Origin of the sequence: Burkholderia glumae LMG 2196 = ATCC 33617, assembly GCF_000960995.1 — a bacterium.
Lineage (GTDB): Bacteria > Pseudomonadota > Gammaproteobacteria > Burkholderiales > Burkholderiaceae > Burkholderia > Burkholderia glumae.
In genome coordinates this window covers 3,640,786-3,659,771 of the sequence record NZ_CP009435.1, presented here as the reverse complement: position 1 = coordinate 3,659,771, position 18,986 = coordinate 3,640,786, and the positions used below count along the sequence as shown (strand labels likewise).

Below are 18,986 nucleotides of genomic sequence, written 5' to 3'. Positions count from 1 at the left end.
TTAGGTAGTGCCTCGTGTCTCACCTTCGGGGGTAGAGCACTGTCATGGTTGGGGGGTCTATTGCAGATTACCCCGCCATAGCAAACTCCGAATACCGAAGAGTGCAATCACGGGAGACAGACATCGGGTGCTAACGTCCGGTGTCAAGAGGGAAACAACCCAGACCGCCAGCTAAGGTCCCCAAATATGGCTAAGTGGGAAACGAAGTGGGAAGGCTAAAACAGTCAGGAGGTTGGCTTAGAAGCAGCCACCCTTTAAAGAAAGCGTAATAGCTCACTGATCGAGTCGTCCTGCGCGGAAGATGTAACGGGGCTAAGCCATATACCGAAGCTGCGGATGCGAGCTAGTCTCGCATGGTAGGAGAGCGTTCCGTAAGCCTGCGAAGGTGCATTGTAAAGTGTGCTGGAGGTATCGGAAGTGCGAATGCTGACATGAGTAGCGATAAAGGGGGTGAAAGGCCCCCTCGCCGTAAGCCCAAGGTTTCCTACGCAACGTTCATCGGCGTAGGGTGAGTCGGCCCCTAAGGCGAGGCAGAAATGCGTAGCTGATGGGAAGCAGGTCAATATTCCTGCACCATTGTTAAATGCGATGGGGGGACGGATCGCGGAAGGTTGTCCGGGTGTTGGAAGTCCCGGTCGCTGCATTGGAGAAGGCGCTTAGGCAAATCCGGGCGCGGAATTCAAGGGTGTGGCGCGAGCTTCTTCGGAAGCGAAGCAATCGGAAGTGGTTCCAAGAAAAGCCTCTAAGCTTCAGTTTAACAGTGACCGTACCGCAAACCGACACAGGTGGGCGAGATGAGTATTCTAAGGCGCTTGAGAGAACTCGGGAGAAGGAACTCGGCAAATTGGTACCGTAACTTCGGGATAAGGTACGCCCCTGTAGCTTGACTGGCCTGCGCCAGAAGGGTGAAGGGGTTGCAATAAACTGGTGGCTGCGACTGTTTAATAAAAACACAGCACTCTGCAAACACGAAAGTGGACGTATAGGGTGTGACGCCTGCCCGGTGCCGGAAGATTAAATGATGGGGTGCAAGCTCTTGATTGAAGTCCCGGTAAACGGCGGCCGTAACTATAACGGTCCTAAGGTAGCGAAATTCCTTGTCGGGTAAGTTCCGACCTGCACGAATGGCGTAACGATGGCCACACTGTCTCCTCCCGAGACTCAGCGAAGTTGAAGTGTTTGTGATGATGCAATCTCCCCGCGGCTAGACGGAAAGACCCCATGAACCTTTACTGTAGCTTTGCATTGGACTTTGAACCGATCTGTGTAGGATAGGTGGGAGGCTATGAAACCGGAACGCTAGTTTCGGTGGAGCCGTCCTTGAAATACCACCCTGGTTTGTTTGAGGTTCTAACCTTGGCCCGTGATCCGGGTCGGGGACAGTGCATGGTAGGCAGTTTGACTGGGGCGGTCTCCTCCCAAAGTGTAACGGAGGAGTACGAAGGTACGCTAGGTACGGTCGGAAATCGTGCTGATAGTGCAATGGCATAAGCGTGCTTAACTGCGAGACCGACAAGTCGAGCAGGTGCGAAAGCAGGTCATAGTGATCCGGTGGTTCTGTATGGAAGGGCCATCGCTCAACGGATAAAAGGTACTCTGGGGATAACAGGCTGATACCGCCCAAGAGTTCATATCGACGGCGGTGTTTGGCACCTCGATGTCGGCTCATCTCATCCTGGGGCTGTAGCCGGTCCCAAGGGTATGGCTGTTCGCCATTTAAAGAGGTACGTGAGCTGGGTTTAAAACGTCGTGAGACAGTTTGGTCCCTATCTGCCGTGGGCGTTGGATATTTGAAGGGGGCTGCTCCTAGTACGAGAGGACCGGAGTGGACGAACCTCTGGTGTACCGGTTGTCACGCCAGTGGCATCGCCGGGTAGCTATGTTCGGAAGAGATAACCGCTGAAAGCATCTAAGCGGGAAACTCGCCTTAAGATGAGATATCCCCGGGGACTTGATCCCCTTGAAGGGTCGTTCGAGACCAGGACGTTGATAGGTCAGGTGTGTAAGCGCAGTAATGCGTTCAGCTAACTGATACTAATTGCCCGTAAGGCTTGATCCTATAACCGGTCTGTTTCATGTCGAACCAGCAGGTCGACGAACAGCGGTTGAGTGAGCAATGTGCCGGTGTACAAGCACAACCCCTACTACTTCTTCGAGATTGGTCATGGCGCGCTGCCGCGACGTGACAACCCCTTTAGCCTGATGACCATAGCGAGTCGGTCCCACCCCTTCCCATCCCGAACAGGACCGTGAAACGACTCTACGCCGATGATAGTGCGGATTGCCCGTGTGAAAGTAGGTAATCGTCAGGCTTCCTCCTTCGAAACCCCCGCTGCCAACGCAGTGGGGGTTTTGTCTTTTATCGCGCAAAACATGCACTCGAACGGCTTCACACGCTCATGACGACATCGCGGTAAGATCAACCGACGTTGTCTTGGGAGAGCCGTGTGAATATTGGTGAAGCCGCTCGCGCCTCGGGTGTCAGCGCGAAGATGATCCGTTACTACGAAAGCGTGGGCCTGATCGAGCCGGCACAGCGAACCGATGCCGGCTACCGCACGTATCACGAAAACGAAATCCATTCGTTGACGTTCATTCGGCAGGCACGTCGGCTCGGCTTCCTTGTCGACGACGTTCGCAAGCTTCTCGCGCTGTGGCAGGATCGCGATCGTGCGAGCGCAGAGGTCAAGTCGATTGCCCTTGAGCATGTGTCTGAACTGGATCGCCGGATCGCTGAACTGACCGACATGCGCAACACGCTGGCCAGGTTGGCGGCCCATTGCCATGGAGACGATCGACCCGAGTGCCCGATTCTCGAACGCCTCGCCGATGTGTGAATGCACCCGTGCGGTGTATCAATGTCTGTTTTCGGATGCGACTACATCCATAAAAATCCATATAAATCAAACATTTGGCTTAATTAACGGACAAATTCCAATTTGGAATGACTTACATTCGTGCATTTCATTAGCATCTTGGTGCGTTCTCGCTATAATTCGGGATAACCCTATACGGGATATCCCTGAAGTGATTCACCGGGGGATCTCAAACTTCCTTGGAGAACGTCATGATTGCGTACATCGTCGAAAAGCTGAGCTACTGGTTCGAATCTGCAGAGCGCGAGCGTCGCGAAGCGTACCTGGCCGAATCGAGCGACATCGTCCAGCTCGAGCAGCGTATCCGTGCCCTCGAAACGAATGGCTACTCGCTGTAAGGTTTGACCGAATTCCGGCATGCGTTGAGCGTGCGAAGCAAAACGAGCCCCGAAATTGTCGGGGCTTTTGTTTTTGCAGCGCGAAATTCCTCACATGCCAAGCTGGCCGCGCTATTGTGTCGCTAACGATCTCAATTTCGAGCAGGGAAGAACGATATGAGCCTTGACGACTCTCCAAGACGCGGACCAGGCAAGCGCAAGCTCGTGACGATCGGACTGATCTGCCTGGCTGCGGCTGCGAGCCGTGGCGCGATGGCCGCGCAGGATCGCCCGCCTGTCGTGCTCGACACGCAAACCGGCATTCATGACGGCCGCTCGGGCGTGGTGCTGCAGACGGCGCCGCTCGACCCGGCCCCGATTGTTGCGCCGGCCGAAATCCGGCAGCCGGCAGGCCTGCAGCAGAACAACCAGATACCGATGGTGGTGGCGCCCTATATCAGGGTGCCGACGCCGTCCTATCGGCAATAGGAATGATGGCGTCGACCTGACAACCCGGCGCGCTGATGCCCGCTCAGGCACTGCGCGATTCGATCCCGAACCTGGCTCCGTCGTCCTGCCCCAAGGCCTCGGCGAGATAGGGCAGGGCCTCGCGCATCGACTCGGCCAAGGTATAAGGCGGGTTCAGAATGAACATTCCGCTGCCATAGAGTCCGAAGCCGTCCGAGGGCGGGCGGCTCACAGTCAGCGTCAGATGCAGCCAGTTGCTTGGCTGCAGGCGTTTCAGGTGATCGGGGAAGCGTTCGGATTCCGGACGCTTGACCTGTGGATACCAGACTGCGTAACAGCCGGTCGCGAAGCGCTTCAGCCCCTCTTCGACACAGCCTAGCGTTCGTGCGTAGTCGCGCTTGTCCTCGTAAGAGGGGTCGATCAGTACCATGGCCCGGCGTGGCGGCGGAGGCAGCAGCGCCTTGAGCCCTTCAAAGCCATCTGTTGCATAGATCATGGCGCGGCGTCCCGCGTCGCGGAAGTTGTGCCGTAGCACGCCGATCTCCGTGCTGTGCATCTCGAACAGGCGCATCCGGTCCTGCTCGCGCAGCATGCGCCACGCCAGATAGGGCGAACCCGGGTAATAGCGCAACTGGCCGGCGTCGTTGCAGGAGCGGATCTCGGCGACATAGGTTTCCAGCGCTGCCGGCAGCTTGTCCGCGTTCCACAGCTTCGCGATACCGGTTTCATATTCAGCGGTCTTGGTGGCGAAACCTTCGTCCAATGCGTAGATTCCCGCGCCCGCATGCGTATCGACGTACCAGTACGACTTGTCTTTCTTGTTGAAATAGTTGAGCAACTGGACGACAACGGCGTGCTTGAGCACATCCGCATGATTGCCGGCATGGAACGCGTGGCGATAACTGAACATGGCGGTGGACGAGGCGAATGAAATCGAAATCGGCCGCGGACTCCATGCCGGCGCCGCAAGGGCTGCACCAATGCATGGCTGTCGCGCGGCCGGCTATTGTACGTGACGGCGCCTACTGCGCCTGATCGCCGACGATCTCTTCGATGCGTTGTTTCAGTTCAGGCGAAATCCGCGCCGCCACCTCGACCGCCTTCATGTTCTCGCCGATCTGCTTGACGTGCGACGCGCCGGTGATCACGGTGCTGACGTTCGGATTCTTCAGCACCCAGGCGATCGCGAGCTGGGCGACAGTGCAGCCGAGTTCGTCCGCGACGCCGGCGAGCTTGGCAACCGTGTCGTTTTTCGCGCGATCCGTGAGCTGGTCGCGTAGCCAGTCGTACCCCTGCACCGCGGCACGGCTGCCTTCTGGCACGCCATTGCGGTACTTGCCGGTCAGCAGGCCCGATGCGAGCGGACTCCAGGTCGTCAGGCCGAGACCGATGTCCTCGTAGAGCCGCCGGTATTCCCGCTCGACGCGACGCCGATGGAACAGGTTGTACTGCGGCTGTTCCATGACCGGCTTATGCAGATGGTGCCGCTCGGCAATGCCGTAGGCGGCCCGGATTTCGTCGGCACTCCACTCCGACGTGCCCCAGTACTGCGCCTTGCCGCGCGTGATCATGTCGCTCATCGCCCAGACCGTTTCCTCGATCGGCGTATTCGGATCGGGGCGATGGCAGAACACCAGATCGACGTAGTCGAGTTTCAAGCGGCGCAGCGATCCGTCGATCGCATCCATCAAGTACTTGCGGTTCAGCGTGTGGTACTGGTTCGGGGCTTCGTTCAAGCCCCAGAAGAATTTCGTCGAGACGACGTAGCTGACGCGCGACCAGCCGAGTGCCTTCAGCGCCTCGCCCATGATCTCCTCGGATTGGCCGTGCGCGTACACCTCGGCATTGTCGAAGAAATTGATGCCGGCGTCGCGCGCCGCGGCCAGCGACTCGCGTGCGGCGCGCTGGTCGACCTGATTGCCGTATGTCACCCACGAGCCGATCGACAATTCGCTGACCTGCAGCCCCGAGCGGCCCAAACGCCTGTAATTCATGTGACCTCCTGGAATTGGGACAGCAGTTAGCTTAGCCCGTTTGGCGGCTCCATGCAGTCCGCCTCTTGCACAACAGCAGCACCGCTCGCGCGGTGGCACCGGCCGCACGGCCGGCAGGCCCGTCGGATATCCGCGCTGACCACCACCACGTTGCTGCCGGGCGTTTCGTTGGCACGCTTTCGTCGGCGTGCCATCGGCGCTGGAATGAAAAAACGCGCTCCGGGGAGCGCGTCTTCGGTATGTCGCCGCGCGAGGTCCGCGCGGCGATGTCGCTTACTTCAGCACTGCCGCGATCGCGTTCGCCACCACGTCGAGGTTGCGCGTGTTGAGCGCGGCCACGCAGATGCGGCCCGTGCTCACGGCGTAGATGCCGAACTCTTCGCGCAGCCGATCGACCTGCGCGGCCGTCAGGCCCGAGTACGAGAACATGCCGCGTTGTGCATTGATGAAGCTGAAGTCGCGGTCGACGCCGCTGGCCTTCAGGCGCTCGACGAGGCCGTTGCGCATCGCGCGGATGCGATCGCGCATTTCGCCGAGTTCCTCGACCCATGCGGCATACAGATCCGGCGAGGCCAGCACCGCGGAGACGAGCGCCCCGCCGTGCGTCGGCGGGTTCGAGTAGTTGGTGCGGATCACGCGCTTCAACTGCGACAGCACGCGCGTGGCCTCGTCCTTGCTGCCAGTGATGATCGACAATGCGCCAATACGCTCGCCGTACAGCGAGAACGACTTCGAGAACGACGACGACACGAACACATTCAGGTCGGCGGCGGCGAACAGGCGCACGGCGGCCGAGTCGGCCTCGAGGCTTTCACCGAAGCCCTGGTAGGCCATGTCGAGGAACGGCACGAGCTGGCGCGCCTTGACCACTTCGACGACGCGGCCCCATTGCGCGTCCGTCAGGTCGACGCCGGTCGGGTTGTGGCAGCAGGCGTGCAGCACGACGATCGTGCCGGCCGCGTAACCGTTCAGCGCGTCGAGCATGGCGTCGAAGTTCACGCCGTTGGTGGCCGCGTCGTAATACGGATATACGTCGACCGGGAAGCCGGCCATCTCGAACAGCGCGCGGTGGTTTTCCCAGCTCGGGTTGCTGATCGCCACGCGGGCCTTGGGGTTCACCATGCGCAGGAAATCTGCGCCGATCTTCAGCGCGCCCGTGCCGCCGATTGCCTGCGCGGTCACGACGCGGCCTGCCGCGATCAGCGGGGAGTCGTTGCCGAGCACCTGCTTCTGCACCGCAGCGTCGTAGGCGGCAATACCGTCGATCGGCAAGTAGCCGCGCGGCAGGCCGGCCTCGACGCGGGCCTTTTCCGCGTCGCGCACCGCGCGCAGCAGCGGGATCTTGCCTTCCTCGTTGGTGTACACGCCGACGCCGAGATTCACCTTGGTCGGGCGCGTATCGGCGTTGAATGCTTCGTTGAGGCCCAGGATCGGATCGCGGGGCGCGAGTTCGACAGCGGAGAAGAGCGACATGGTGATTTCGCAGCAGTAAGTAGTGGAATGAAATCGGGGTCCGGACGCGGGAGCGAAGACGGGATGCCGCGCCGTCTGACTGCCAGCGCGGCGGCCGGAGCGAATTTTTCTATTGTAGCGAATTGTGTCGCGCTTTCGGCCAAAGCCCGGCGCGTGGTTGCAGGTATCGGGGCGCGAACCGGGCGATGCGGGCGCTCGGCCCGCCCGTCACCGAAGCGCTAGAATGCTTGTTTGCACGCGGCCCGGTTTCCGACTCATGTCCGAACATTCCCCCGAAGTTGCCGAGGAACTCGATGAATCGAAGTTCGTCGAGTTCGATGGCTCCCCGTTCCAGCTCTACCAGCCATATCCGCCGGCAGGCGACCAGCCTACTGCGATCGACACGCTCGTCGAGGGCGTCGAGGACGGCCTGTCGTTCCAGACGCTGCTCGGCGTGACCGGGTCCGGCAAGACCTTCACGATGGCGAACACGATCGCGCGCCTCGGCCGCCCGGCCATCGTGTTCGCGCCGAACAAGACGCTCGCCGCCCAGCTCTATTCCGAGTTTCGCGAGTTCTTCCCGCGCAACGCGGTCGAGTACTTCGTCTCGTATTACGACTACTACCAGCCGGAAGCCTATGTGCCGCAGCGCGACCTGTTCATCGAGAAGGACTCGTCGATCAACGAGCACATCGAGCAGATGCGGCTGTCGGCCACCAAGAGCCTGATGGAGCGGCGCGACGTCGTGATCGTCGCGACCGTTTCGGCGATCTACGGTATCGGCAACCCGTCCGAGTACCACCAGATGATCCTGACGCTGCGCAATGGCGACCGGATCGGCCAGCGCGACGTGATCGCGCGTCTGATCGCGATGCAATACACGCGCAACGAGCAGGACTTCCAGCGCGGCACGTTCCGCGTGCGCGGCGACACGATCGACATCTTCCCGGCCGAGCACGCCGAGATGGCGGTGCGCGTCGAACTGTTCGACGACGAGGTCGAGACGCTGCAACTGTTCGATCCGCTGACGGGCCGGGTGCGCCAGAAGATCGCGCGCTTTACCGTCTATCCTTCGTCGCACTACGTGACGCCGCGCGACACCGTGATGCGCGCGGTCGAGACGATCAAGGAGGAGTTGCGCGAGCGGCTCGAGTTCTTCCATCGCGAAAACCGCCTCGTCGAGGCGCAGCGGCTCGAGCAGCGCACGCGCTTCGATCTCGAGATGCTGCAGGAACTCGGCTTCTGCAAGGGCATCGAGAACTACTCGCGGCACTTCTCGGGCGCGGCGCCCGGTGAGCCGCCGCCGACGCTGGTCGACTATCTGCCGTCCGACGCGCTGATGCTGCTCGACGAATCGCATGTGCTGATCGGCCAGCTGAACGGCATGTACAACGGTGACCGCGCACGCAAGGAGAATCTCGTCAACTACGGCTTTCGCCTGCCGTCCGCGCTCGACAACCGGCCGCTGAAGTTTCCCGAGTTCGAACGCAAGATGCGGCAGGTCGTGTTCGTGTCGGCGACGCCCGCCGACTACGAGCAGCGCGTGTCCGGCCAGGTGGCCGAACAGGTGGTGCGGCCGACCGGGCTCGTCGATCCCGAGATCGAGGTGCGTCCCGCGAGTTCGCAGGTCGACGACGTGCTGGCCGAAATCAACGAGCGCGTGAAAGCCGGCGAACGTGTGCTGATCACGGTGCTGACCAAGCGCATGGCCGAACAGCTCACCGAGTTCCTGGCCGATCACGGTGTCAAGGTTCGCTATCTGCACAGCGATATCGATACCGTCGAGCGTGTCGAGATCATTCGCGACCTGCGGCTCGGCACCTTCGACGTGCTGGTCGGGATCAACCTGCTGCGCGAGGGGCTCGACATTCCGGAGGTGTCGCTCGTCGCGATCCTCGACGCCGACAAGGAAGGTTTCCTGCGCGCCGAACGCTCGCTGATCCAGACCATCGGCCGCGCGGCGCGCAACGTGAACGGCAAGGCCATCCTCTATGCCGACCACATGACCGATTCGATGCGGCGCGCGATCGACGAGACCGAGCGGCGCCGTGCCAAGCAGATCGCGCACAACGAGAAGCTCGGCATCACGCCGCGCGGCGTGGTGAAACGGATCAAGGACATCATCGACGGCGTCTACAACGTCGACGAGGCGCGCGCCGAGCTGAAGGAGGCGCAGCAGCGCGCGAAATTCGAGGACATGTCCGAGAAGCAGTTGGCGAAGGAAATCAAGCGGCTCGAAAAACAGATGACCGACTACGCGAAGAACCTCGAATTCGAGAAGGCGGCCCAGACCCGCGACCAGCTCGCGCTGCTGCGCGAGCGAGTGTTCGGCGCCAATGTCGGCGATCACGTGAGCGGCGCCGGCTGAGCACGCCGATTCCGCCATGCCGGCCTCGCAGGCCGGCACGGCGGAGCACCCCACGAAACTTCCGAAAACCTTTCTACATCAATGGCTTGAATTTCTTTCCGCTTGGTTCGCGAGGCGAATCGATGCTACACTCGCGAATTATTGAGAATGGTTCGCATTAACTTTCGTAGTTACCCGCATCGCCAATTGCGTCACGAGCGTTCGTGAGCATTCGCGAGGTGTTTCAGTTCACCAGACGATAAAAACAAGGAGTTTCAATGTTCGCTTCATCCTTCACCCGTAGCGGGATTGCCGTGGCGGCGGCGCTTGTCGCGATGTCGGCATCGGCGGCGGAGTATCCGATCGGCAAGCAGCAGATCCAGGGTGGCATGGAAGTCGGCGTCGTGTATCTGCAGCCGATCACGATGGAACCGGAAGGCATGATGCGCAAGGCATCGGATTCCGACATTCATCTCGAGACCGACATTCATGCGGTGAAGAACAACCCGACGGGCTTCGCCGAGGGCGACTGGATGCCGTATCTGCAGGTCGAGTACAAGCTGACCAAGCAGGGTGACGCGAAGTGGAAGGCGGAAGGCAACCTGATGGGCATGGTCGCGAACGACGGCCCGCACTATGGCGACAACGTCAAGCTCGACGGCCCGGGCAAGTACCATCTGTCGATGACGGTGAAGCCGCCGATGCAGACGGGCCACCTGGCCTTCGGCCGCCACGTCGACAAGGAAACGGGCGTGGGCCCGTGGTTCAAGCCGTTTACGCTCGAATACGATTTCCCGTTCGCGGGTATCGGCAAGAAGGGCGGTTACTGATCGCGCTGCGTATCGCGCGTCGCCGTCCGGCACGGCCTGGCGGCGTCGCACGGTGCCGCCCTCAACGAGAAACATAATGAGATTCCCCAGGATTTTCGCCGCCGCGCTCGTCACCTTCGCCGCCGCTGCCAACGTTGCCGCTTATGCGGCCGATCTGCCGACGTTCAAGCTGGAGATGGCGGACGGCAAGCTCAACCCGGCGCGCATCGAGGTGCCGGCCGGCCAGCGCTTCAAGATCGAGGTCCGCAATACCGGCAAGGGTGCGGTCGAGTTCGAGAGCGTCCAACTGCGCAAGGAGAAGGTGCTCGCGCCCGGAGCCGAATCGTTCGTCGTGATCGCGCCGCAGTCGCCCGGCGAGTACAAGTTCTTCGACGATTTCCATCAGCAGGCGCAGGGCGTCATCGTCGCAAAGTAGTCCCGATTTATCGTGCGGCCGCGGAGGCCCCGCCGCGGCCGGGGTACACGGAGGTTTCAATGGGTCAAATCATCTTCATCGTCTGGCGCGAGAGCGTCGAGGCGCTGCTCGTCGTGGGCATTCTCTATGCCTGGCTCAGCAACGGCGACGCCCAGGCGCGCCGCGGGCTGCCGTATCTATGGGTCGGCGTCGCGGCCGGCCTGCTGCTGGCGGTCGGTCTCGGCGCCGCGCTGGTCGGCTTCACCGAAGTGTTGTCCGGCGATGCGCAGGACTATTTCCAGACCGCGATGGTGCTGGTTGCCTGCGTGCTGATCGTGCAGATGGTGATCTGGATGAAGCGGCACGGGCGCACGCTCAAGCGCGAAATGGAGCAATCGCTGCAGGAGACCACGAAGACCGCGAACTGGTGGGGCGTGGCCGTGCTGGTCGCGCTCGCGATCGCGCGCGAGGGCAGCGAGACGGTGATCTTCCTCTACGGCCTCGGGTTCGGGCAGACCGGCCATGTCGGCGGAGCGCAGGTGGTCGCGGTATTGATCGGCTTCGCGCTCGCGCTGCTGACCTTCTACGTGCTGCAGCTGGGCGGCAAGGTGTTCTCGTGGCGGCTGTTCTTCCGCGTCACGGAAATCATGCTGCTGTTCCTCGGCGCAGGCCTGTTCGAAGCCGGCGTCGACAAGCTGATCGACAAGGAAATCCTGCCGCTCGGCATTGCGCAGCTGTGGGACACCTCGTCGATCCTCGACGACTCGAGCACGTTCGGCTCGCTGGTCGCGACGCTGACCGGCTATCGTGCGCATCCGGCGCTGACCAACCTGGTTGCCTACCTGGCCTATTGGGCGGTCGTCTACGCGCTGCTCAGGCTCACGGCGCGCCGTCCGGTCGCCGTGGCGGGGCGGGCCGCATGAGTACCGCCGTGCGCGCCGCGCGCCGGAGCCGGCTCTCCGAGGTCGGCCACTGGATGCAGCGTCACGGCGGGCTGATTCGCGCAATCCAGTGGGTCGTGGTCGCCGTCTATGCGTTCCTGATCCTGGTGCCGGCGTTCACGCCGCTGCCCGACGACACGGCCCACCTGTGGAGCAATCTGACGCTGGCCGCGCAGTTCGTGTTCTGGGGCATCTGGTGGCCGTTCGTGCTGCTGTCGATGGTGATGCTCGGGCGCGTCTGGTGCGGCGTGCTGTGCCCCGAGGGCGCGCTTGCCGAGTTCGCCAGCAAGTTCGGCCGCGGGCGCGCGATTCCGCGCTGGATGCGCTGGGGCGGCTGGCCCTTCGTGGCGTTCGGCATCACCACCATCTACGGGCAGATGGTCAGCGTCTACCAGTATCCACGCGCGGTGCTGCTGGTGCTGGGCGGCTCGACGTTCGCCGCGATGGTGATCGGGCTGCTGTACGGGCGCGAGAAGCGCGTCTGGTGCAAGTATTTATGCCCCGTCAACGGTGTATTCGCATTGCTCGCGCGCCTGGCGCCGCTGCGCTTCAAGGTCGACGAAGCCGCCTGGCGCCGCTCCTACACGCAGGGCGAGCATGGCCATCGCGTGATTCCGATCAACTGCGCGCCGCTCGTGCCGCTGCGCAACATGAAGGGCGCGGCCGCCTGCCATATGTGCGGCCGATGCAGCGGGCACCGCGATGCGATTGCGCTGACGCTGCGCTCACCGGCCGAGGAGGTCGTCGAGCTCGGCGACAGGCAGGCGAGCGCTTGGGACACCGCGCTGATCCTGTACGGTCTGCTCGGCATCGCGATCGGCGCGTTCCATTGGAGCGCGAGCCCGTGGTTCGTGGCGATCAAGCAGTGGCTCGCGGGCTGGCTGATCGACCGCGACATCACCTGGCCGCTCGAGACCAACGCGCCGTGGTTCCTGCTCACTCACTATCCGCAGCAGAACGACGTGTTTTCGTGGCTCGACGGCGGCCTCGTGGTCGGCTATATCGTCGGTACGGGCCTGATCTACGGCACCGCGCTGCTGCTCGTGCTGGCGGCCTCGACCGCGATGCTCGGCCGCTTCGAGCGCGTCCGGCTGCACCATCTGGCGCAAGCGCTGATTCCGCTCGCCGGGGCCGGTGTGTTCCTCGGCCTGTCGGCGACCACGTTGTCGCTGCTGCGCGCCGAGCACGTGCCCCTCGATTGGGCCTCGCCGGTGCGAATCGCGATCCTCGTCGTCTCGAATATGTGGAGCGCCTGGCTGGCCTGGCGCGTGGCCGGCCGCTATGCCAGCCTGCCGCGGCGCCTGGCCGCGACGGCCGGTTTCCTGCTGGCGCTCGCGATCGTCGATAGCGCCTGGTGGCTGATGTTCTGGTACTTCTGACGCCTGATCGCGGACGCGGCGCGCTGGACGGTTGGCGCTTTACGTCCCGTGAACGCCGCTAAACAAAAAAAGCGGCGTGCCCGTCCGGCACGCCGCTTTCGTTCATCCGCATGAGAACCAAAAAAATGGCTTGGCTTGCTGTAACGACTGCTTGAGTGTGGTTGCACGAAGGGGTCTAGATCTCGCGTGCAAGCCGTTACGGCTGGCTAGTGCCCAACACCTCTCAGGGAGGTGGTCCCCACAATACTCGGTACTTACTTCGTCAAAATCAGTTTGCCCAGCCGGGTGGCGCGCAGCTGGTAGGTTTCGCCGTTGTGCATGATCGAGACATGCGTGCGGCCCTGCAGCAGCGTGTCGCTGGCGACGACGCGTTGATTCGCATCCGGCTTGGCCGGGGCTTCCGCCTTCGTGACGGCCGCGACTTTCGTGCGGCCACCGGGTACGACGCCGCCGGTGCGACGCAGGGTCAAGGTGGAGGAGCGCATGAGTTCGGTCATCAGGACGTTCAATCAGTTGCGAGTCGATGGGATGAATACTAAATGATAATTATTCCCATTTACAAACGATGTTTTTCATCGAAATGCCGAGCTTGATAGCTTTTGTGAAATCCGTGCCGGCAACGCCCCAGGCGGCGCCGGCACGCAGCGCCTTCAGTGCAGCGGATCGGGATCCCGGCGGCCCTGGGCGTATTCGCGGATCAGGCGCACCGTATCGATGTCGGAGGTGCGGTAGGCCTCCTTGACGATGCCCTGCGTCTGCCGCGCGTCTTCGCTGTCGGCCGTCTCGGGCAGTGTGGTGTGGTATTCGAAGCGCAGGAACAGCTCGGCGTCGGCGCGTTCCTCGATCGTCATCGTCAGCGAGCCGCCGATCTCGCCGTCGGCGGCGTGGATGTCGTAGCGGACCTGATGGTTCGTCGTGAACGTCACGCGATCGCGGATCCTCGCCTGACCGAAATGCAGCTCGCGTTCGAGCGTCGTCTCGGTGCGCTCGCGGATCTCGCAGCGATCGAGGCCGATCACGAACAGCTGTGGCTGTTCGGCGCGCAGCACGAGCCCTTCCCAGAGCTGGTCGCGCGTGAGCGTCGGCAACGTCGGGTCGTCCGTTGCGTTGATCTGGATCAGGTGTTCAAAATTCAAGGGTACGGGTTCCTTCTGTCGACGCGGCCGCAAGCCGCAACAGGAACCATTGTGACGCAATTCGCAAACCTCGTCCGGCGCGGCTCAGCCCTGGATCGCGCCCATTCTGCCGGCTTGGTAGTCGGCCACCGCGTCGCGAATCTCCTGCTCGGTGTTCATCACGAACGGCCCGTAGCGGACGATGGGCTCGCTGATCGGGCGACCACCGAGCAGCAGCACGTCGAGCGGTGCCTCGCCGGCTGCGAGCTCGACGGTGTCGCCATCGTCGTTGAACACGATCATCTGTCGCGGGCCGCTTACCTGGCGGCTCGCGCCGTAATGGCCCGCGCCGGCGATCGGGTAGGCGAACACGCGGTGATCGCGCGGCACCGGCAGACCGATGCGCGCGCGAGGCTGCAGAGTCAGGTGCAGATACAGCAGCGGCGTTTGCGTCTCGATCGCCGCGCGCGCGCCGAGCGCCTCGCCGGCGATCACCTTCACGCCGATGCGGCCGTCGGCCGAGTACGCACGTGGGATGTCCGCTGCAGCGAGCTCCTGATAGCGTGGCGCGAGCCGCTTGTCGCTGCGGCGCAGATTGACCCAGAGCTGGATACCGTGAATGCGGCCGCCCGCGGCCGCGAACGCCGGGTCGGGCATCTCGCTGTGGATCAGCCCTGCGCCGGCGGTCATCCACTGCACGTCGCCCGCGCGCAACTCGCCCGTGTGCCCCGCCGAATCGCGATGGCGAACGTGACCATCGAGCAGATAGGTGACGGTTTCGAAGCCGCGGTGCGGATGATCGGGCGCGCCCTTCGCCGCGCCGGGTGCGTATTCCACCGGTCCCATCTCGTCGAGCAGCAGGAACGGATCGAAATCGGCGAGCAGGCGGGTGGGGAATGGGCGGTGGACCTGGAAACCGGCGCCTTCCGTGGCCCGCAGGGACGGATAGACGCGCTGGATCGAGCGCGGTTCTGGCATCGGATATTGTCCTGAAATGATCGAGCTGGCTGGTCGCAGCTATTATATGGACCAGCCAGCGCTTGAAATCGGCGCGATCCGCAATGGATCGTTCTGGAATTGGAACGATGAAATGAATCTCGATGCACACAACCTGAACGACCTGATGTACTTCTCGCAGGTCGTCGAACACGGCGGCTTCTCGGCCGCGGAACGCGTACTCGGCATCTCGAAGTCGCGGCTGTCGCGGCGCTTGACGGAACTCGAGGCGACGCTGGGCGTGCGCCTGCTGCAGCGCTCGACGCGCAAGCTCGCGCTGACGGAGGCCGGGCAGCTGTTCTACCAGCACTGCCAGGCGATGCTGGCCGAGGCGCAGGCGGCGATGAACGCGGTCCAGCAACTGCGCGCCTCGCCGCGCGGCACGGTGCGCGTCAGCGTGCCGGTCACCCTGTCGCAGACGATGATGTCGCGACTGCTGCCGGAATTCCTGCACCGCTTCCCCGAGGTGCGCGTGCTGGTGCGCGTGACCAACCAGGTGATCGACCTGTTCGAGGATTCGATCGACGTGGCGTTGCGCGTGCGCTCCGAGCCGCCCGAGAACGCCAACATCGTGGTGCGTCCGCTATGGCGCACCGAGCAGATGCTGGTCGGCTCGCCGAGCCTGCTGAGCCAGAACGCGCCGCCGCTCGCGCCCGGCGACCTGGGGCGCTTCGAGACGCTCGACACGCCGTCGGGCGACGGCCGCCATGTGTTTACGCTGATCGCGCCGGACGGGACGCGCCATCAGCACGAGCACGAGCCGCGGCTCGTGACGGCCGATCTGATGACGATCCGCGAAGCCGTGCTGGACGGGGTCGGGATCGCCGCGCTGCCCGAGATGATGTATGGCAACGCGCTGCGCGCGGGACAGCTGTCGCCGGTGATGCCGGGCTGGACGCTGCCGGTGCCGCAGCTCTACGCGGTATTCGTGTCGCGCCAGGGCATGCCGCCGGCGGTGCGTTCGTTCGTCGATTTCCTCGTCGAAAAGCTCGACAGCGACTATCGCGAGCCCCCTTGTCCCGAGCGCGCCGCGAAGCAGGCCGAGAAGCCGGCCGAGCAGAGCGCCGCGGCGGCGTGAAGCGGTTTTGTCATCGAAGCGCCGCCTGCCATCGCGAGATTCAATCGGGGCACGCTTGAATGCCCGCAGCGCGCGGCCTATATTGAAATCCCAATCGCGAGGGATGTTCCGAGCGAATCCGGTGGCCGCATATGTTGCGAGCCAGATAGGGCAGAACGCGCCCGTCCGTGCAGACCACGGCGTGCCGCATTGCGTTGCTCGAGGCGCCTGACGCCGCCGCAGAGCCCGCCGCCCGAAGGCGCCCGCGTGCGCATAAAAAAGGCCTTCATCGTTCGATGAAGGCCTTTTCCTTTGCGGCGCCGATTCCGCGCCCGCCTGCTTCACGACTGCCTGCGCCGCGCCGGTTGCTTATTTCGATTTCGGCTCGGTCACGAAGCCGAGCTTCGTGAGGCCGCCCGATTGCGCGGCCGACATCACGTCGGCGACGCGCTCGTAGGCGATCTTGCGATCGGCGCGCAGATGCAGTTCGGGCTGCGGGTCGAGCTTCGCGGCCTCGGCGATCTTCGCCTGCAGCTCGGCATCGCTGACTGGCTGACCGTTCCACGTCACCGCGCCGTCGGCCTGGATCGCCACGTCGATCGTCTTCGGCTTGACGTCGACCTGCTGGCTGCTGGCGTGGGGCAGGTCGATCTTCACCGCGTGGCGGATCGCCGGCAGCGTGACGAGGAAGATGATCAGCAGCACGAGCATGACGTCGACGAGCGGCGTCATGTTGATCTCGTTCATCAGACCATCGTCGTCGTCATCGCCGAACGAGGAGTTCATTGCCATGCTGGGACCTCCGCTCAGTGGGCGCGCGCGCGCGTGGACGCGAGGCGGATGGAATCGCGCCGTTTGGTCGAGGCCAGGCGCGTGCCCGTCACGAAATAGGCGTGCAGGCCGTGCGCGAAGCGGCGCAGCTTCGTGACGAAGCCCTTGTTGGTGCGCGTCAGGGCGTTGTAGCCGAGCACGGCCGGAATCGCGACGAACAGACCGAACGCGGTCATGATCAGCGACTCGCCGACCGGGCCGGCGACCTGATCGATCGAGGTCTGGCCCGTCGCGCCGATCGTCAGCAGCGCGTGATAGATGCCCCACACCGTGCCGAACAGGCCGACGAACGGCGCGGTGCTGCCGATCGAGGCCAGCACCGCGAGGCCGCTTTGCATGCGCGCGACGCTGCCGTCCATGGTGTCCTTCAGGCAGCGCGTGATCCACTCCGACACGTCCATGCGGTCATGCAAGTGCGGCTGGGTCTGCTGGTGGTGCTCGGCTGCTTCCTGGCCGGCCAGCGCGAGCGCGAGCAGCGGGTTGTCCTGCACGTTCGGTGCGGCGTCGCGCAGCTTCTGCACGCCCTTGTCGAACTCGTCGGAATGCCAGAATGCCTGATCGGCGTTTTTCATCAGCCGGCCGAGACGAATCGCGTTCCAGCCCTTGACGACGATGACGAGCCAGGACAGCACCGACATCACGAGCAGCACGATCGCGATGGCGCGCGTCACGAAATCACCTTGCGCCCAAACGTGCGCGATACCGTAGCTTTGCATTTCCTTTCCTTTGTCGAATCCGGTGAGGCTGAATCAGTTATCGATCGGCTCGCTCAGTCGTCGCTCAGATCGAACTTGAACGGCTGTGTGTAGGCGGCGCGCATCGGCTGGCCGTTTTCCATATACGGCTTGCACGGCGTGGCCCGGATCGCGTCGGCCGCGGCCTCGTCCAGGCGCTGGAAGCCGCTGCTCTGCACCACCTTCACGCTTTCGATCTGGCCGCTCAGGCCCACCACGAAGCGCACCACGGCCGTACCCGTCTCGCCGCGCCGCTTGGACAGCGTCGGATACTCGGGCTCGCGCACCTGGCAGACCAGCTTCGGGCCTTCCTTCGGCGCTGCGATTTCCATCGTCGGACGCGCTGGCGGCGGCGGAGCGGGGGGCGCGGGCGGCGCGGCCGGGGCCGGCGGCGCGAGCGGCGTCGGCTCGGGCACCGGCACGACCTTGCTCGAGGGCTCGCGCGATACCGTCAGCGGGGCCGGCGTCGGCTTGACGACCGGCTTCGGCACCACCTTCGGCTTCGGCATCGGCCTGGGCGGCGGCGGGGCCGGCTTCGACTCTAGCGAGACGGGCTGGGCGACGGGGGCCGACAGCAAGCGCACCGTCATCGTCGATTCGAGCTTGGGGCGAGGCAATTTGTCGCTGGGCATCAATAGCGCGCAGGCGATCAGCGCGGCATGGGCGAGCAGGACGATGACGGTCGCGACAGCGATGCGACGATTGAAACGACGGGCGACCGGCATGGAGCCGGTCGGGACGGGAGTCGAAGCCTGCATGTCGGCGAGTCTAGGAGGCGGCGCACCGGGCGCCGGCCGCGTGGTCATGCATCACTTGCGGAAAATCAGCAGCGAAATGCACAGGGTGGTTACGAAACCGATCAGCAATTCCATCACAGCTCCGGGCGGTTGGCCGTTGGCTAGCGATTGCAGGCTCGCTGACGGAATGGTCAAACGAAAACGCGACAGTCGGCTGCGTGCGGCAGCGATGCCGCCGATCAGGCCGCCTTGCGCTCGAAGAACGTGACCGGCACGGCTTGCGGGTGCGAGACGCCGCACTGGCTCTCGCAAACGCCGTGCTCGGCCATCAGTTCGCGCACCGACGCCTCGCACTTGCCACAGCAGGTGGAGACACCGAGTTCGAACTGCAATTCGTCGAAGGACGCGACGCCTTCCGCGAGCGAGGCGCGGATCTTTCGGTCGGAGACGGACTTGCACACGCAGACGATCATGATGAGCGCGATAGCTAACGTTAATGCGAATTATTATCATTATAT

19 protein-coding genes and 2 rRNA genes are annotated in these 18,986 nt (G+C 63.3%); 11 read left to right on the top strand and 10 right to left on the bottom strand.

The window, feature by feature from the left end; translation table 11 throughout:
* From KS03_RS12540 to KS03_RS28855, 5 genes are all read left to right on the top strand, one after another.
* A 23S ribosomal RNA gene (locus KS03_RS12540) occupies nt 1-2,059 on the top strand.
* A gap of 139 nt (nt 2,060-2,198) precedes the next feature.
* Nucleotides 2,199-2,312: ribosomal RNA gene (rrf, locus tag KS03_RS28865) — 5S ribosomal RNA — on the top strand.
* A 135-nt stretch (nt 2,313-2,447) separates the two neighbouring features.
* Entirely contained in the window at nt 2,448-2,837 is a 390-nt protein-coding gene (gene cueR, locus KS03_RS28860; RefSeq protein ID WP_015876506.1) for a Cu(I)-responsive transcriptional regulator, read from the top strand.
* 230 nt (nt 2,838-3,067) lie between these two features.
* On the top strand, nt 3,068-3,214 hold the full coding sequence (locus KS03_RS30680; RefSeq protein WP_015876505.1) for a DUF3563 family protein: 147 nt from the start codon (nt 3,068-3,070) through the stop codon (nt 3,212-3,214).
* 156 nt (nt 3,215-3,370) lie between these two features.
* Entirely contained in the window at nt 3,371-3,682 is a 312-nt protein-coding gene (locus KS03_RS28855) for a hypothetical protein (RefSeq protein ID WP_230674342.1), read from the top strand.
* A gap of 43 nt (nt 3,683-3,725) precedes the next feature.
* Here the strand turns inward: KS03_RS28855 and KS03_RS28850 are convergent, their stop codons facing one another.
* The 3 genes from KS03_RS28850 to KS03_RS28840 all read right to left on the bottom strand — a co-directional run bounded on the left by KS03_RS28850 (nt 3,726) and on the right by KS03_RS28840 (nt 7,128).
* Nucleotides 3,726-4,571, bottom strand: coding sequence for a 23S rRNA (adenine(2030)-N(6))-methyltransferase RlmJ (locus KS03_RS28850; RefSeq protein ID WP_015876503.1), 846 nt, complete (start codon nt 4,569-4,571; stop codon nt 3,726-3,728).
* Between the two features lie 112 nt (nt 4,572-4,683).
* On the bottom strand, nt 4,684-5,655 hold the full coding sequence (locus KS03_RS28845) for a potassium channel beta subunit family protein (protein ID WP_015876502.1): 972 nt from the start codon (nt 5,653-5,655) through the stop codon (nt 4,684-4,686).
* A 273-nt stretch (nt 5,656-5,928) separates the two neighbouring features.
* A complete protein-coding gene (locus KS03_RS28840) occupies nt 5,929-7,128 on the bottom strand; it encodes an amino acid aminotransferase (RefSeq protein WP_015876501.1) in 1,200 nt (399 codons plus the stop codon).
* Nucleotides 7,129-7,384: 256 nt separating this feature from the next.
* Between KS03_RS28840 and uvrB the strand changes: the two genes are divergently transcribed.
* From uvrB to KS03_RS28815, 5 genes are all read left to right on the top strand, one after another.
* On the top strand, nt 7,385-9,475 hold the full coding sequence (gene uvrB / locus KS03_RS28835) for an excinuclease ABC subunit UvrB (RefSeq protein WP_015876500.1): 2,091 nt from the start codon (nt 7,385-7,387) through the stop codon (nt 9,473-9,475).
* A gap of 257 nt (nt 9,476-9,732) precedes the next feature.
* Complete coding sequence (locus tag KS03_RS28830) at nt 9,733-10,284, top strand: iron transporter (protein WP_015876499.1); 552 nt, start codon at nt 9,733-9,735, stop codon at nt 10,282-10,284.
* 76 nt (nt 10,285-10,360) lie between these two features.
* Entirely contained in the window at nt 10,361-10,699 is a 339-nt protein-coding gene (locus KS03_RS28825; protein WP_015876498.1) for a cupredoxin domain-containing protein, read from the top strand.
* 59 nt (nt 10,700-10,758) lie between these two features.
* On the top strand, nt 10,759-11,601 hold the full coding sequence (locus tag KS03_RS28820; protein WP_015876497.1) for an FTR1 family iron permease: 843 nt from the start codon (nt 10,759-10,761) through the stop codon (nt 11,599-11,601).
* Nucleotides 11,598-12,998: a 4Fe-4S binding protein gene (locus KS03_RS28815; protein WP_015876496.1), complete on the top strand. Its 1,401-nt coding sequence runs from the start codon at nt 11,598-11,600 to the stop codon at nt 12,996-12,998. Before KS03_RS28820 ends, KS03_RS28815 begins: the two co-directional genes overlap by 4 nt.
* A gap of 254 nt (nt 12,999-13,252) precedes the next feature.
* On the opposite strand, the gene hemP is transcribed toward KS03_RS28815, so the two are convergent.
* From hemP to KS03_RS28800, 3 genes are all read right to left on the bottom strand, one after another.
* Nucleotides 13,253-13,495 (bottom strand): hemin uptake protein HemP, encoded by a 243-nt coding sequence (gene hemP / locus KS03_RS28810; protein WP_015876495.1) that lies wholly within the window; start codon nt 13,493-13,495, stop codon nt 13,253-13,255.
* Between the two features lie 153 nt (nt 13,496-13,648).
* Nucleotides 13,649-14,134 carry an SRPBCC family protein gene (locus KS03_RS28805; RefSeq protein WP_015876494.1) on the bottom strand — a complete coding sequence of 162 codons (486 nt, stop codon included), beginning with the start codon at nt 14,132-14,134 and terminating at the stop codon, nt 13,649-13,651.
* 84 nt (nt 14,135-14,218) lie between these two features.
* On the bottom strand, nt 14,219-15,091 hold the full coding sequence (locus tag KS03_RS28800; RefSeq protein ID WP_015876493.1) for a pirin family protein: 873 nt from the start codon (nt 15,089-15,091) through the stop codon (nt 14,219-14,221).
* Between the two features lie 112 nt (nt 15,092-15,203).
* On the opposite strand from KS03_RS28800, the gene KS03_RS28795 reads away from it, so the two are divergent.
* Complete coding sequence (locus KS03_RS28795; protein WP_015876492.1) at nt 15,204-16,187, top strand: LysR family transcriptional regulator; 984 nt, start codon at nt 15,204-15,206, stop codon at nt 16,185-16,187.
* Between the two features lie 348 nt (nt 16,188-16,535).
* Here the strand turns inward: KS03_RS28795 and KS03_RS28790 are convergent, their stop codons facing one another.
* The 4 genes from KS03_RS28790 to KS03_RS28775 all read right to left on the bottom strand — a co-directional run bounded on the left by KS03_RS28790 (nt 16,536) and on the right by KS03_RS28775 (nt 18,941).
* Nucleotides 16,536-16,958: an ExbD/TolR family protein gene (locus KS03_RS28790; protein WP_015876491.1), complete on the bottom strand. Its 423-nt coding sequence runs from the start codon at nt 16,956-16,958 to the stop codon at nt 16,536-16,538.
* Between the two features lie 14 nt (nt 16,959-16,972).
* Entirely contained in the window at nt 16,973-17,713 is a 741-nt protein-coding gene (locus KS03_RS28785; protein WP_015876490.1) for a MotA/TolQ/ExbB proton channel family protein, read from the bottom strand.
* 53 nt (nt 17,714-17,766) lie between these two features.
* A complete protein-coding gene (locus KS03_RS28780; protein ID WP_015876489.1) occupies nt 17,767-18,489 on the bottom strand; it encodes an energy transducer TonB in 723 nt (240 codons plus the stop codon).
* A gap of 218 nt (nt 18,490-18,707) precedes the next feature.
* Nucleotides 18,708-18,941: a (2Fe-2S)-binding protein gene (locus KS03_RS28775; RefSeq protein WP_015876488.1), complete on the bottom strand. Its 234-nt coding sequence runs from the start codon at nt 18,939-18,941 to the stop codon at nt 18,708-18,710.
* Between the last annotated feature and the right edge of the window lie 45 nt (nt 18,942-18,986).

Excerpts from the sequence above, each read along its gene's own strand:
- uvrB (WP_015876500.1), top strand. The coding sequence starts at position 7,385 with ATGTCCGAACATTCCCCCGAAGTTGCCGAGGAACTCGATGAATCGAAG.
- KS03_RS28800 (WP_015876493.1), bottom strand. The coding sequence starts at position 15,091 with ATGCCAGAACCGCGCTCGATCCAGCGCGTCTATCCGTCCCTGCGGGCC.
- KS03_RS28845 (WP_015876502.1), bottom strand. The coding sequence starts at position 5,655 with ATGAATTACAGGCGTTTGGGCCGCTCGGGGCTGCAGGTCAGCGAATTG.
- KS03_RS28855 (WP_230674342.1), top strand. The coding sequence starts at position 3,371 with ATGAGCCTTGACGACTCTCCAAGACGCGGACCAGGCAAGCGCAAGCTC.
- hemP (WP_015876495.1), bottom strand. The coding sequence starts at position 13,495 with ATGACCGAACTCATGCGCTCCTCCACCTTGACCCTGCGTCGCACCGGC.
- KS03_RS30680 (WP_015876505.1), top strand. The coding sequence starts at position 3,068 with ATGATTGCGTACATCGTCGAAAAGCTGAGCTACTGGTTCGAATCTGCA.
- KS03_RS28840 (WP_015876501.1), bottom strand. The coding sequence starts at position 7,128 with ATGTCGCTCTTCTCCGCTGTCGAACTCGCGCCCCGCGATCCGATCCTG.
- KS03_RS28780 (WP_015876489.1), bottom strand. The coding sequence starts at position 18,489 with ATGCAGGCTTCGACTCCCGTCCCGACCGGCTCCATGCCGGTCGCCCGT.
- KS03_RS28820 (WP_015876497.1), top strand. The coding sequence starts at position 10,759 with ATGGGTCAAATCATCTTCATCGTCTGGCGCGAGAGCGTCGAGGCGCTG.
- KS03_RS28790 (WP_015876491.1), bottom strand. The coding sequence starts at position 16,958 with ATGGCAATGAACTCCTCGTTCGGCGATGACGACGACGATGGTCTGATG.
- KS03_RS28825 (WP_015876498.1), top strand. The coding sequence starts at position 10,361 with ATGAGATTCCCCAGGATTTTCGCCGCCGCGCTCGTCACCTTCGCCGCC.
- KS03_RS28785 (WP_015876490.1), bottom strand. The coding sequence starts at position 17,713 with ATGCAAAGCTACGGTATCGCGCACGTTTGGGCGCAAGGTGATTTCGTG.
- KS03_RS28795 (WP_015876492.1), top strand. The coding sequence starts at position 15,204 with ATGAATCTCGATGCACACAACCTGAACGACCTGATGTACTTCTCGCAG.
- KS03_RS28775 (WP_015876488.1), bottom strand. The coding sequence starts at position 18,941 with ATGATCGTCTGCGTGTGCAAGTCCGTCTCCGACCGAAAGATCCGCGCC.
- KS03_RS28815 (WP_015876496.1), top strand. The coding sequence starts at position 11,598 with ATGAGTACCGCCGTGCGCGCCGCGCGCCGGAGCCGGCTCTCCGAGGTC.
- KS03_RS28850 (WP_015876503.1), bottom strand. The coding sequence starts at position 4,571 with ATGTTCAGTTATCGCCACGCGTTCCATGCCGGCAATCATGCGGATGTG.
- KS03_RS28830 (WP_015876499.1), top strand. The coding sequence starts at position 9,733 with ATGTTCGCTTCATCCTTCACCCGTAGCGGGATTGCCGTGGCGGCGGCG.